The organism is Streptomyces sp. NPDC048352, assembly GCF_040651895.1.
GTDB lineage: Bacteria > Actinomycetota > Actinomycetes > Streptomycetales > Streptomycetaceae > Streptomyces.
Map to the genome: position 1 here is coordinate 26,929 of NZ_JBEZKZ010000038.1, position 12,483 is coordinate 39,411.

At 74.1% G+C, this 12,483-nt stretch carries 16 protein-coding genes and 1 tRNA gene; 6 read left to right on the plus strand and 11 right to left on the minus strand.

What is annotated here, in order from left to right; translation table 11 throughout:
- Window position 1: 1 nt before the first annotated feature.
- Both AB0D45_RS20395 and AB0D45_RS20400 read right to left on the minus strand, forming a co-directional pair.
- The gene (locus tag AB0D45_RS20395) at window positions 2-568 is read right to left on the minus strand and encodes a GPR1/FUN34/YaaH family transporter (protein ID WP_361602512.1); all 567 of its coding nucleotides are present in this window, start codon (window positions 566-568) and stop codon (window positions 2-4) included.
- Window positions 569-667: 99 nt separating this feature from the next.
- Entirely contained in the window at window positions 668-1,198 is a 531-nt protein-coding gene (locus AB0D45_RS20400) for a universal stress protein (RefSeq protein WP_361602515.1), read from the minus strand.
- A gap of 368 nt (window positions 1,199-1,566) precedes the next feature.
- Here AB0D45_RS20400 and AB0D45_RS20405 point away from each other — a divergent pair, with 368 nt between their 5' ends.
- The 4 genes from AB0D45_RS20405 (at window position 1,567) to AB0D45_RS20420 (ending at window position 4,415) form a co-directional block, all read left to right on the plus strand.
- Window positions 1,567-2,001 (plus strand): hypothetical protein, encoded by a 435-nt coding sequence (locus AB0D45_RS20405; RefSeq protein ID WP_362460922.1) that lies wholly within the window; start codon window positions 1,567-1,569, stop codon window positions 1,999-2,001.
- 376 nt (window positions 2,002-2,377) lie between these two features.
- Window positions 2,378-3,550 carry a helix-turn-helix domain-containing protein gene (locus AB0D45_RS20410; protein ID WP_361602521.1) on the plus strand — a complete coding sequence of 391 codons (1,173 nt, stop codon included), beginning with the start codon at window positions 2,378-2,380 and terminating at the stop codon, window positions 3,548-3,550.
- Between the two features lie 94 nt (window positions 3,551-3,644).
- The gene (orn, locus tag AB0D45_RS20415; protein WP_361602524.1) at window positions 3,645-4,247 is read left to right on the plus strand and encodes an oligoribonuclease; all 603 of its coding nucleotides are present in this window, start codon (window positions 3,645-3,647) and stop codon (window positions 4,245-4,247) included.
- Between the two features lie 95 nt (window positions 4,248-4,342).
- Window positions 4,343-4,415: transfer RNA gene (locus AB0D45_RS20420), tRNA-His, on the plus strand.
- Window positions 4,416-4,541: 126 nt separating this feature from the next.
- Here AB0D45_RS20420 and AB0D45_RS20425 read toward each other — a convergent pair.
- From AB0D45_RS20425 to AB0D45_RS20450, 6 genes are all read right to left on the minus strand, one after another.
- Window positions 4,542-4,838, minus strand: coding sequence for a hypothetical protein (locus tag AB0D45_RS20425; protein ID WP_361602527.1), 297 nt, complete (start codon window positions 4,836-4,838; stop codon window positions 4,542-4,544).
- Between the two features lie 136 nt (window positions 4,839-4,974).
- Window positions 4,975-5,616 carry a disulfide bond formation protein B gene (locus AB0D45_RS20430; protein WP_361602599.1) on the minus strand — a complete coding sequence of 214 codons (642 nt, stop codon included), beginning with the start codon at window positions 5,614-5,616 and terminating at the stop codon, window positions 4,975-4,977.
- A 12-nt stretch (window positions 5,617-5,628) separates the two neighbouring features.
- Window positions 5,629-5,793, minus strand: coding sequence for a DUF5993 family protein (locus tag AB0D45_RS20435; protein ID WP_361602530.1), 165 nt, complete (start codon window positions 5,791-5,793; stop codon window positions 5,629-5,631).
- Between the two features lie 78 nt (window positions 5,794-5,871).
- Window positions 5,872-7,248, minus strand: coding sequence for a HAMP domain-containing sensor histidine kinase (locus AB0D45_RS20440; RefSeq protein WP_362460927.1), 1,377 nt, complete (start codon window positions 7,246-7,248; stop codon window positions 5,872-5,874).
- A gap of 38 nt (window positions 7,249-7,286) precedes the next feature.
- Entirely contained in the window at window positions 7,287-7,976 is a 690-nt protein-coding gene (locus AB0D45_RS20445; RefSeq protein WP_361602536.1) for a response regulator transcription factor, read from the minus strand.
- A gap of 179 nt (window positions 7,977-8,155) precedes the next feature.
- Window positions 8,156-8,401, minus strand: a complete 246-nt coding sequence (locus AB0D45_RS20450) for a hypothetical protein (RefSeq protein WP_362460930.1) — start codon at window positions 8,399-8,401, stop codon at window positions 8,156-8,158.
- 1 nt (window position 8,402) lies between these two features.
- On the opposite strand from AB0D45_RS20450, the gene AB0D45_RS20455 reads away from it, so the two are divergent.
- Window positions 8,403-8,618, plus strand: coding sequence for a hypothetical protein (locus AB0D45_RS20455; RefSeq protein WP_362460933.1), 216 nt, complete (start codon window positions 8,403-8,405; stop codon window positions 8,616-8,618).
- 56 nt (window positions 8,619-8,674) lie between these two features.
- Here the strand turns inward: AB0D45_RS20455 and AB0D45_RS20460 are convergent, their stop codons facing one another.
- Together AB0D45_RS20460 and AB0D45_RS20465 are read right to left on the minus strand one after the other, a co-directional pair.
- Window positions 8,675-9,547 carry a fused MFS/spermidine synthase gene (locus AB0D45_RS20460; protein WP_362460936.1) on the minus strand — a complete coding sequence of 291 codons (873 nt, stop codon included), beginning with the start codon at window positions 9,545-9,547 and terminating at the stop codon, window positions 8,675-8,677.
- Between the two features lie 25 nt (window positions 9,548-9,572).
- The gene (locus tag AB0D45_RS20465) at window positions 9,573-10,133 is read right to left on the minus strand and encodes a hypothetical protein (protein WP_362460939.1); all 561 of its coding nucleotides are present in this window, start codon (window positions 10,131-10,133) and stop codon (window positions 9,573-9,575) included.
- A gap of 273 nt (window positions 10,134-10,406) precedes the next feature.
- Between AB0D45_RS20465 and AB0D45_RS20470 the strand changes: the two genes are divergently transcribed.
- A complete protein-coding gene (locus AB0D45_RS20470) occupies window positions 10,407-11,729 on the plus strand; it encodes a tetratricopeptide repeat protein (protein ID WP_362460941.1) in 1,323 nt (440 codons plus the stop codon).
- A gap of 69 nt (window positions 11,730-11,798) precedes the next feature.
- Here the strand turns inward: AB0D45_RS20470 and AB0D45_RS20475 are convergent, their stop codons facing one another.
- Window positions 11,799-12,395, minus strand: a complete 597-nt coding sequence (locus AB0D45_RS20475) for a histidine phosphatase family protein (protein ID WP_362460944.1) — start codon at window positions 12,393-12,395, stop codon at window positions 11,799-11,801.
- Window positions 12,396-12,483: the final 88 nt, after the last annotated feature.

Sequence of the window (12,483 nt, forward strand, 5' to 3'; positions counted from 1 at the left end):
CTCAGCCCGCGGCGACCGCCCTGCCCCGGGCCCTGCCGAGCGCCATCGGCCAGTGCGCCAGCGCGGCGGTGGCCCCGTACCAGGCCAGCAGCCCCGCCACGGCGGCGACCCAGCCGCCCGCCTTGGCCAGTGCGGAGCTGTCCGCGAAGGAGGCGACGGCCAGCAGGAGGAGGGAGAGGGTCAGCAGCCCGTAGACGCCCTGGCCGAACACTCCGCTCGCCGCGGCGAGCGTCAGGCTCAGCGCGAGCATCGCGAAGAGGACGAGGAACGCTCCGGCCGCCTCGTCCGAGACCGCGGCGCCCGCGCCCTTGGCCCAGGTGAACCAGAAGACGCCGAGGCCCGCGAAGGCCGTGCCGTTGAAGCCGTCGCCGCCGCGGTACTCGAGGAGGCCGAGGAGGAAGAGCGCCGCTCCGCCGACGTACATCGCGAGCGAAACGGAGTTGGCGGCGGTCACACCGGCGAGGACGCCCGTGTGGCCGATACCGAACGCGAGAAGGGTGAGACCCAGGGCGATGGTCCCCAGGGTCGAAGTCGAGGCCGTGCTTCCCGCAGAGACACCATTGTCCACGGCGGGCTCCCTTCGATCTGCAGTTGTTTGCTGCGTCCCAGCAGCATTTATCTACCCTTTACAAGGGGGTTCACAACCGCACAACCGAGATACAGGGGGTTACGGAATGACAACAACCGGTCGCTGCGCCCGCTTCGCCAGCCGGCCCGCCACGGAGCCGAAGATCCGGCCCACGAGTCCGTGGGTGGAACCCACCACGATGGCGTCCGCCGAGTATTCCCGGCCGACCTCCTCCAGCTCGTGACAGATGTCACCGCCGCGCTCGACCAGGATCCACGGGACCTCGGCCAGATAGTCCGCGCAGGCCAGCTCCAGGCCGAGGACCTCGGTGCGGTGGTCGGGCACGTCCACGAAGACCGGCGGCTCACAGCCGGCCCACACCGTCGTGGGCAGCCGGTTGGCCACGTGCACGATGATCAGACCGGAGCCGGAACGCCGGGCCATGCCGATCGCGTAGGCCAGGGCGCGCTCACTGGACGTGGAGCCGTCGAAGCCCACCACCACGCCGTGACGGAAGGCCGGGTCACAGGGGTGACGTGTCTGTTCCACCGCGCGCAGGTCGCTCGATACGGAATCGGCGAGGTGTTTGCGCTTGCGGTCCGCGGGTTCGGAGAATTCGTGACCGGCCATGGGTGTCTCGGCGAAGAGTCCTCGGGGGAAGCGACAGGGGCGGTTTCGGCGACTCGGACTTTCTGACGACGCGGACTGGGCCCACGAGCGCTTTTGACGACGCTGCGTGACGGAACTCTGTCCGGGAAGCATCTTCCCAGCCCTTACCCACCAGGGTACGGCGACACTCCTGTCCTGCACAGGGCGTGCCGCCCTTGGAGAGCGTCCCAGGGAGCATGCCGGAGCGCGGGCGCCTTTGCAATGGCAGCTGTCCCCTACAGCCAGTGACGGGCGGTGCCCGCGCCACCCGTGCGCGCAGTGACCGAGGCGCGCCGCGCGACGTTGGACAAGGGTCCGACCGTCCAGGAAGAGCCCGCAGGGAGTACGCCGTGCCCGGTCATCCGGTTCACCCCGTCCAGCCCGTCCAGCCCGCTCCGATGACGCGGTCCGCCCGGTCCGCCCGCTCCGTGCCGTCCTCCGGACGCGCCCCGCTTCACCCGTCCGGGCAGTCCGCCGGACGGCCCCATGACGACCCGGCGGGTGACGTGGTGCGCTGGGCCGCCTTCAGCTGCCTGCTCGTCCCGGTGGTCCTGGTGGTCTACGGGACCTCGTACGGCGGGGCCGCCGTGGCGACCCTGGGGCTGGCCGCCGTGACGGCCGCCTGCCGGGTGCTGCTGCGGTACTCGGAGAAGACGCAGCGGGCCGCGGCGCGGGTGCTGACGGAGGATCCGCTTCCGTCCGGCCACCGCGGCCGGCACTCGCGCACCGGGGCCGGTTCGCACCGCGGCTGCCACGGCTCCGGTGGCCCGTCCCCGCAGGGCTGACCGGTTCGCACGTACACACCCGGTTGTTTTCAGCCAACTTCCGGACCCAGTGCTTCCCTTGCCGGAATGTCCCCCCGATCCCCCCACCACCAGCGACTACGGACTCCGGGGGACGTATCCACCCCATGGGTACTGGCCACGGCCGGATCGCGGGCTTCCTCGCCGGGTAGCGGAGTGGAACGCTTCCTGATCGAATGCTTTTCGCCAAGTTGCCAAGTCGACATAGCGCTGCGTGCTGAACTTGTCACGCCGACACCACGGGACGCAGTAGATTCGATCATGTATTTACGGCGGGGGATCCACGTGCAAGGCCGAGGGGAAACGTGCAGGTGCGACCAGACCAAGGAGTCGCGACACCCAAGGGGGGCTTAGCGCCATGAGCCAGGATTCCACCGCCGTCGTCGCGGACGCGGGCCGGAAGCTCGCGGGGCGTCGCCGCAGGGAGATCGTCGCGGTGCTGCTGTTCAGCGGCGGGCCGATCTTCGAGAGTTCCATTCCGCTGTCCGTGTTCGGCATCGACCGGCAGGACGCGGGAGTTCCACGCTACCGACTGCTCGTGTGCGCCGGTGAGGACGGTCCGCTGCGGACCACCGGCGGACTCGAACTGACCGCGCCGTACGGGCTGGAGGCGATCGCCCGGGCGGGCACCGTCGTCGTGCCGGCCTGGCGCTCCATCACTTCTCCGCCGCCGCCGGAGGCGCTCGACGCGCTGCGCCTGGCGCACGAGGAGGGGGCCCGGATCGTCGGCCTGTGCACGGGAGCCTTCGTGCTCGCCGCCGCCGGGCTGCTGGACGGCCGGCCCGCGACGACGCACTGGATGTACGCGCCGACGCTGGCCAAGCGCTACCCGTCCGTCCACGTCGACCCCCGCGAGCTCTTCGTGGACGACGGCGACGTGCTGACGTCGGCGGGCACCGCGGCCGGGATCGACCTGTGCCTGCACATCGTGCGCACCGACCACGGCAGCGAGGCGGCCGGGGCCCTGGCCCGACGGCTCGTCGTCCCGCCGCGCCGCACGGGCGGCCAGGAGCGCTACCTCGACCGGTCGCTGCCCGAGGAGATCGGCGCCGACCCGCTCGCCGAGGTCGTCGCCTGGGCGCTGGAACACCTCCACGAGCAGTTCGACGTGGAGACGCTGGCCGCCCGCGCCTACATGAGCAGGCGCACCTTCGACCGGCGGTTCCGCTCGCTCACCGGCAGCGCGCCGCTCCAGTGGCTGATCACCCAGCGGGTGCTCCAGGCGCAGCGGCTGCTGGAGACCTCGGACTACTCGGTCGACGAGGTGGCCGGCCGCTGCGGCTTCCGCTCGCCGGTCGCCCTGCGCGGCCACTTCCGCCGGCAGCTCGGGTCCTCCCCGGCCGCCTACCGCTCCGCCTACCGCGCGCGCCGGCCGCAGGCCGACGTGTCCCCGGTTTCGGAGATGCAGGGCGCCCCGGTGCCGCACCAGCGCACCCCGCAGCCCCAGCGGGCGGCGGCGGCCCTGGCCGCCTCCGGTCCGAGCGTGACGGAGCTGTACGCCCCGAGCCGGGTGCTGCGCGAGCACGCGTAGCGGCCGCGTCGAAGCGGGGAGGTCCCCCGCACCGGTCGGGCACCGGTGCGGGGGACCTTCGGCATAAGGGGACCTTCGGCATAAGGTGGGGCGCATGAACGATCGCATGGTGTGGATCGACTGCGAGATGACCGGGCTCTCGTTGACGGACGACGCACTTATCGAGGTGGCCGCGCTGGTCACCGACTCGGAACTCAACGTGCTCGGCGAAGGCGTGGACATCGTGATCCGCCCGCCGGACGCGGCCCTGGAGACCATGCCGGACGTGGTGCGCGAGATGCACACCGCCTCCGGGCTGCTCGACGAGCTGGCCGGCGGCACGACCCTGGCCGACGCCGAGGCGCAGGTCCTGGCGTACGTGCGGGAGCACGTGAAGGAGCCCCGCAAGGCCCCGCTGTGCGGGAACTCGGTCGGCACCGACCGCGGGTTCCTCTTCCGTGACATGCCCGCGCTGGAGAGCCACCTGCACTACCGGATCGTGGACGTGTCCTCGGTCAAGGAGCTGGCGCGCCGCTGGTACCCGCGGGCGTACTTCAACAGCCCGCCGAAGAGCGGCAACCACCGGGCGCTGGCGGACATCAGGGAGTCCATCGCCGAGCTGCGCTACTACCGCGAGGCGGTCTTCGTGCCGCAGCCCGGACCCGACTCGGACACCGCCCGGTCGATCGCCGCCAAGCACGTGGTGGCGGGCGAGTAGCACCCCCGGAGGGGGGGCGCGGGGGAAAGGTGGAGCGAGCACCCTCACGGACCCTGTACCCTTTTCTTCGGCCGGTCGTTCTGCGACCGGACATGGTGGGTGTAGCTCAGTTGGTAGAGCACCTGGTTGTGGTCCAGGTGGCCGCGGGTTCAAGTCCCGTCACTCACCCTGCGGGAAGGCCCCGGTTCGCGAGAGCGGACCGGGGCCTTCTGCATGTCCGTACACCCGCCGGGCGCGCCCGGGCCGGCGCAGCCGCGGGCGCGGGGGCCGGCGTACGGCTGGGGTCGCCGGGGCTCACGCCGAGTGCAGCGCCCCCAGCGACTTCGCCAGTTCTGCCGCGGTCATGACGGGGGCGACCTCGATCTCGGCGTTGAACTCGTGGAAGAGGTCCCAGGTCAGCGAGGGCATGTCCGCGCTGTCCTGGAGGTCGAAGACCATCCAGCAGGAGCGCACTCCCTCGTGGAGGCCGAAGTAGGCAGCCTCCGGCTTCACCCTGTCCATCAGCTTCTTCATCGCCTGGGGCAGGCCGCCGGTCGAGATGCCCTCATTGGTGGCGGCCGTGTCCATGTGGGCCCTGAGCATGACTCTCATGCGCGGCTCCTTCCGTCAGGGCCACCCTCCGCGCGGCACGGGGCCGCGGCAACATTTGCGCCCCCGTCCGGGCGGGCCGTCCGTACCGGCGCCGGGCGGCGGGAGCCGTACGGTGTTCCCCGCGCGGCGGAACCCCTCAGTCCAGGATTCCGACGTCGTGGAAGAACCGGTAGCGCGAGGGGTCGTCCGGCAGGAACCAGTGGAAGCCCTCCTCCAGGAAGACCGCCACCAGGTTGACGGCGATGACCAGCCCCAGGAAGCCCAGGACGAGCATCCCCGCCGTCCGGTACGGGCCGGGGGCGGCCGTCGGGACGGTCCGGGCGGCCGTGGCGTGGGCGAGGGCGAGGACGACGCCGATCGCGACGGCCGAGGCGGAGAAGAGGATCCACGCCCACACGTACAGGTGCAGGCCGAACGCCTCGCTGCCGTATCCCTTGTCGCCGGGGAGGACGTGCAGCATCGTCTGCCGCCACGCGGCGAAGGAGCCGCACATCACGGCGACCAGGGCCATGCCCCAGCCCGTCATGTAGTCCCGGCCCGTCACCACGCCGGCCGTCAGCGCGGTGCGGACGATGTATCCGGCGCCGGCCGCGGCCAGCAGCATGAACATCCGCTGCACGACGCACAGGGGGCAGGGGTACTCCCCCAGCCCGAACTGGTAGAAGAGGCCGCCGCAGACGACCGCCGTCCAGCCGGCGGCGAAGAAGCACGCGAACCAGTACTGGACCCGCCCCAGCAGGCCGCTCTCCGGCGGCGCCTCCGACAGGAGGCTGTTCATCGTGGCCACGGGTCAGTAGCTCAGGTGGAGGGCGAGGCCGCTGGTGATGTGGTGGGCCATCAGCAGGAGCACGGCGACGAGCATGACCCACCAGGCGCCGAGCATCACGGTCCGGGACGTGTCCCGGTGCATCGCGACGAGGGTGGCGAGGAGCCCGCCGAAGATGAGGGTGTCCATGAGGCGGACCGTACCGACCTGCGGACTTCCGCCCCGCGAGGCGCGCCCCCGGGGGTACGCCGGTTGCCCCGGCCGGGGTCAGTCGCCCCGGCGCCTGCGGCGGGCGCGCCGCCCGCGCGCCCCGCGGTCGCCGCCCCGGGCCCGGTCGTCGAGCGCGATCCACACCCGTACCTCGGTCCCCCCGAGCACCGAGCGCCCCAGCCGTACGTCGCCGCCCGTGGACTCCGCGACCCGCCGGACGATGTCCAGGCCGAGTCCCGTGGAACCGTCCCGCGCGCCGTCGTTGCCGCGGCGCAGGGCGGCGTCCGGGTCGGCGATGCCGGGGCCGGCGTCCGAGACCAGGACGATGACGGCGTCCCCCGCGTCGTGCACGTCGACCGCGAAGGCGGTGGCCTCCGGGGTGTGCCGGAAGACGTTGCCGAGCATCGCGTCGAGGGCGGCCGCCAGCTCCGGGCGGGCCACCGGGATGCGCACGGTCCGGTCGACGCCCGCGAGCCGGACCTCGCGGCCCTCGTCCTCCGCCAGCGCCGACCAGAAGGCCATCCGGTCGCGGATCACCTCGGAGGCGTCGCAGCCGGCCGTGGCGGCCGCGGTGGGCGGGCGCTGCTCGCGGGCGGTACGGATGATCGTGTCGACCTCCCGTTCCAGCTGCTCCACCGCCGCCCGGGTGTGCTCGGCGGCCGGGCCGTCGCCGAGGGAGGCCGCGTTGAGCCTGAGCACGGTCAGGGGCGTGCGCAGCCGGTGCGAGAGGTCGGCGGCGAGCTCCCGCTCGTTGGCGAGGAGTTCCACGACCTGGTCCGCCATCGAGTTGAACGCGACGGCCGCCGAGCGGAGCTCCTTGGGGCCGTCCTCCGGCACGCGCGCCCCGAGCCTGCCCTCCCCCAGCTGGTGTGCGGCGTCCGCGAGGCGTTCGGCGGGGCGCACCAGGCGGGCGCCGAGCCGGTCCGCGACCGCCACCGAGCCGATGACGAGCGCGAGGCCGACCCCGCCGAGGACGAGCCAGGCCGTGGTGACGCCGTTGCTGACCTCGCTCTCCGGCACGTAGATCTCGATCACGGCGATGTCCCCGGAGCCGAGGGCGACGGGCTGGAGCAGCGCGGACCCCCCGCCGGGGACGCCGGTGGTCGTCGCCCGCCCGAGGGAGCGGGTCTCGGCCACCGCCTGCGCCGAGGCCCGGCCGTCGCCGACGTCCACCGCGGCGGCGCCGCCGACCGCGGGCACGTGGACGGCCATCCGCCCGGCGGCGCCCATCTCGGTGGACTCCACGGCCCGGCGCAGCTGCGCCGGGTCGGTGGTGATGGACAGGGTCGGCCCCATGGTGGCGGCCTGCCGCTCGGCGTTGGAGAAGGCGCGGTCGCTGGCCATCTCCCGCACCACCATCGCCAGGGGCACCGCGAAGGCCAGGACCACCATGGCCGTGACCGCGAGGCACACCTTGACCAGCGCCCATCTCACGGCGTCCGCCTCACTGCGTCAGCCTCACTGCGTCCGCCTCACTGCGGTGGCTCCAGTTTGACGCCCACGCCGCGCAGGGTGTGGAGGTAGCGGGGGCGGGCGGCGGTCTCGCCGAGCTTGCGGCGCAGCCAGGACAGGTGCACGTCGATGGTCTGGTCGTCCCCGTACGACTGCTGCCACACCTCGGCGAGCAGCTCGCGCCGGGCCACGACCACCCCGGGCCGTCCGGCGAGGAAGGCCAGCAGGTCGAACTCGCGCCGGGTGAGGTCGAGCACGCAGCCGTCGAGCTCGGCCTGGCGGCGCAGCGGGTCGATGGCGAGCCCGCCGACGTGCAGCACGCGGGAGGGGGGCTCGGCCCCCGCGGCGGCGCGGGCGCGGCGCAGCACGGCGGCCATCCGGGCGGAGAGGTGCTCGACGGAGAAGGGTTTCGTCAGGTAGTCGTCAGCGCCGTCGTTGAGCAGCCGGACGATCTCGGCCTCGTCGTCGCGGGCGGTGGCGATGATGACCGGTACGTCGGTGATGCCGCGCAGCATCTTCAGGGCCTCGGAGCCGTCGAGGTCGGGCAGCCCGAGGTCGAGGATGACCACGTCGAAACGGTGGTGGGCGACTTCGCGCAGGGCCTCCAGGGCCGTGCCGACGCTCCGCACGGTGTGGGAGGCCTCGGTCAGGTGCCGGATGAGGGCGGAACGTACGAACTGGTCGTCCTCGACCACGAGCACACTAGCCATGGGCGCACGGTAGTCCATCCGGGGGACCCGGGGAGGTGCCGGGCCGGGTCTGTGACGGGTGGGGCAGGATGGGCCCCGATGCGACGAGGACCTGTACATGCCGTGGCCTGGGTGCTGGCGACCGCGGCCGCCGTGACCCTGACGTGGTGGGGCGTGCACACGGTCATGTCCGGAACGGCCTACGACCCTCCGCTCGCGGTGCCGTTGACGGCGCGGGCGCCGTCCGCCCCGCCGCCGTCCTCCGCCACGCCGGGCCCGGAGCCGTCGCCGGGCTCCCCGTCCCCGGCGGCGTCCGCCTCCGCGTCCGCGTCGGGGCCCGCTGCGGGCGGCCCTTCGGCCTCCCTGTCCGCGAAGCCGAGGCAGGCGGCGCCGCCGCCCGGCCGGAGCCCGTACCCGGAGGACGGGCAGGGCGGCGGATCCGGCACGGTGAGGAGCTACGCGGTGTCGGGGGGCCGGGTCGTCTTCGACCTCGGGACCACCTCGGCGGGGCTGGTCTCGGCCACACCGGAGGCGGGCTGGCGGATGCAGGTGTGGAAGCAGGACTTCTGGATCCGGGTCACCTTCACCCAGGGCGGCCGCGAGGTGTCGGTGTTCTGCACCTGGCACGACCACCCGCCGGTGGTGGAGATCGTCGACCCGTAGGCGGTGTCGACCCGTGGGCCGTGTCGACCCGTGGGCCGTGCCGCCCGTGGGCCTCGTCAGCGGAAGACCGAGGGCGGCGGCTGGGGGGAGGCCACCGCCGAGGCGTCCGCGACCGGGGCGGCGCCGCCGGCGAAGTCCGCGAGCGCGCGGCCGTGTTCGACCCGGCCGGGGTGCGGGTCGCTCGCCACGCGGCGCGTGAACTCCGCGACGGGCAGCTCTCGGTCGGAGGCCACGAGCACCGCGTTGCCGAAACGTTTCCCCCGCCAGACGACCGGATCCGCCGCCAGCGCCAGCTCCGCGAACCGGGAGGCGGCCGTGGCGATCTGGCCCCGCAGGTGCGCCAGCGGCGGGCCGTCCGCGAGGTTGGCCACGTACCATCCGGAGGGCGCCAGGGCCCGGCGTACGTCGTCCAGGAACTCCGCGCTGGTCAGGTGGGCCGGGGTGCGCGCCCCGCTGAACACGTCCGCGACGACCAGGTCCGCCCAGCCGTCCGGCACCTTCGCGAGCCCCGCCCGGGCGTCCACGGCCCGTACGCGGATCCGCGCCTGGGGGTCCAGCGGCAGGTGCTCCCGCACGAAGGCCACCAGGGCCCCGTCGATCTCCACCACCTGCTGCGTGGAGCGGGGGCGCACGGCGGCCGTGTAGCGGGCCAGGGTGAAGGCGCCGCCGCCCAGGTGCACCACGTTCAGGGGCCGGCGGGCCGGGGCGATCAGGTCGATGAGGTGCCCGATCCGGCGCTGGTACGCGAAGTCCAGGTGCTCGGGGTCCGCCAGGTCCACGTGCGACTGCGGGGCCCCGTCGATGAGCAGGGTCCAGGCGCGGGGGCGTTCGCGGTCCGGGACCAGCTCGGCGAGGCCACCGCCCACCTGCCCGACGACCGGTTCCGCGCCGCCCCGATTACCCCTGCTGCCCTTGCTCTTGCCTGCCACGCCCCCATTATGGCTGGTCAGCGCCTCAGCGGCAGTTGTCGGCCGCCTCGATCAGCCGGGCCGCCTCGCCGAGCGCGGCACGCAGCACCTCGGGGTCGGTGACCGGGCCCACCGCCTCGGGCGGCAGCAGCCAGCCCGTGCCGCCCGCGGTGGGCGAGGCGGCGTCGCCGAAGCGCATGCCGCGCCCGTTGGTCTGCGTACAGGCGCTCCCCGGCAGGTCCCAGGCGTCCGCCGTGCCGGGCGGGACGAGGAACCCGAGGGTCCCGCCGGAGCCGTCGTGCAGCACCGGGCCGACGCCGGGGGCGGCCTGCCCGGCGCCGCGGCGGATGATGTCCACCGCCTCCAGGCCCTGGCGGGCGGGCACGGTCACCAGGTCCGGCGCCGCGAAGGGCACGACGTACGAAGGGGCGGACGCGGCGACCGGTGACGGGACGGGCTCGGCGGCGGTCGTCGCAGCCGGTGACGGGACGGGCGCAGGGGTCGGTGACAGGACCGCCGAGGGGGCCGCGCCCGGGGTCGCGGCCGGGCTCGCGGCCGGGGAGGTCGCGCCGGGCCCGGGCGCGGTGTTCGTTCCGATGCTGTCCATGCCGGCCTCCACCAAGGGGAACCCCTCCTCGATCCGTATCCGCATGGGTTCAACGCGCGGAAGCGTCAACGGGTGCGGCGGCAAGACGCCGCAAAGGATGGCAGTTCATGGCGGATGACGGGTGAGATATCCGTTTTGTAGCCAAACACCGCATGAAGCACCCCTCGCCGGCGGTACGTTCATGCGCGCCGGAGCCCTGACTCCGGGGCGAGATCGACCGGGATCGACAGGGTCCTGCGGGACACCTGGGATTGTCCAGAGAGGCACACGTCCATGGCGGCGTCCCCCCACTCACCCAACTCCTCCTTCCGCCGGCTGCGCGGTCAGCACTCCCCGGCCGAGTTCGCGGCCATGGTCCGCCGCGCGGCCCGCGAGATCGGCGAAACGGTTTCCTGCGACGCCCGCTACATCGGCCGCGTCGAGTCGGGCGAGATCCGCTGTCCCAACTACGCCTACGAGCGGGTCTTCCTCCACATGTTCCCGGGCCGTACCCTCGCCGACTTCGGGTTCTCCCCCCGCGAGACGGTCCGCGGCCGGTCCGCGCAGCGCGCCCGGCCCGCTCCCCCGGTCTTCCCCCACCTCATCCAGCGTTCCAAGGAGAGCGACGTGCTGCGTCGCGCGTTCATGACGGGCGGCTCCGCGACCGTGGCGGCCGCGACCCTCAGCCTCACCCTGCTCGGCGACAGCCGCCGGATCCCCGCCCGCGCCGGGGAGGCCGAGGCCGCCGCGGTCGAGGACGCGGTACGCCAGATCCGGCTGCTGGACGACCGGCACGGCGCCGACGCCCTCTACCGGCGGGCGGCGCAGCCCCTGCAGACCGCCTACGCGCTGCTCGACGCGGGGGCCGCCCGGCAGTCCACCGAGGACCGGCTGCACGCGGGGGCCGGGGAACTGGCCGTCTCGGTGGGCTGGCTGGCGCACGACTCGGGCCGCTTCGAGGACGCCCGCTCGCACTACGCGGAGGCCCTGGCCACCGCCCGGGTCTCGGGGAACGCGGCCCTGGAGGCGCACGCCTTCAGCAACATGGCCTTCCTGGCCCGGGACCGCGGACGCCACCGCGAGTCGGTACGGGCGGCCCAGGCGGGCCTGCGCGCGGCCCGCCCGCTCGGCTCGCCCCGGCTGCTGGCGCTGCTGGCGCTGCGGGAGGCCGGCGGCTGGGCGGGGCTCGGGGACCGCAGGGCCTGCGAGGAGTCCCTGGCCCGGGCGCACGCGGAGTTCGCGCGGGGCGAGTGCGGCGCCGACCCGGAGTGGATGTCGTTCTTCGGCGAGGCGGAGCTGGAATCCCTGGAGTCCCGCTGCTGGGCCGCGCTCGGGGAGCACGTCCGCGCGGCCCGGCACGCCCGGCGCGCGGCGGACCTCCAGGACCCGCACTTCTCGCGGAACGTCGCCCTCTACACGGCGGAGCTCGCCGAGAACCTGGCCCGCGCCGGGGCGCCCGACGAGGCGGCCTGGGCGGGCGGCCGGGTGCTGGACCTGCTGGCCGACGTCCGCTCGACCCGGATCCGGTCCATGCTCGCGGGCACGGCCCGCACCCTGGTCCCGCACCAGCGCTCCCCGCGCGTGGGCGCCTTCCTCACCCGGCACGCCGAGGCCTGAACCGCCGCCGCGGCACCCCGGAGGCAACCGCGCGCCACCCGGCCCGGATGCCGCACACCGGAGCCGGGGTCAGCCTTCGAGGTGGCCGGTGTCGTTCCAGCGCTCCAGCGCGGGGGCCCCGTAGGCCCAGCCGAGGACGGACAGGGAGGTGGGGTCGAGCCGGATGCGGGCGCCGAAGGAGGCCTCGAAGCCGAGCCAGCGGGCGGCGAGGGTGCGCAGGATGTGGCCGTGGGCGAAGACGAGGACGTCGCGCTCCGCCGAGCGGGCCCAGGCCACGACCTCGTCGGCGCGCGCCGCGATGTCGGCGACGGACTCGCCGCCGGGGACCCCGTCGCGCCAGATCAGCCAGCCCGGCCGGACCGCCTGGATCTCGGCCGGGGTCATGCCCTCGTAGTCGCCGTAGTCCCACTCCATGAGGGTGTCCCAGGCGTCGGCCTGCGCGCCGAAGCCCGCCAGGTCGCAGCTCTCGCTGGCGCGGACCAGCGGGCTGGTGCGCACCTCCAGGCCGCGCAGGTCCGCCCAGGGCTCGCGGGCCAGGCGCTCGCCCAGCCGCTGCGCGCCCAGCCGGCCCTCCTCCAGCAGCGGCACGTCCGTGCGTCCGGTGTGCTTGCCGAGCCGGGACCATGCCGTCTGGCCGTGCCGGGCCAGCAGGATGCGCGGGGCCATCTGTGTTTCTCCTGGTCAGAGGTGCTCACCCCGGGACGCACGGCGGGCGCGACCGGGACGGGGGATGCGGTCAGGGCGTCCGTCCATC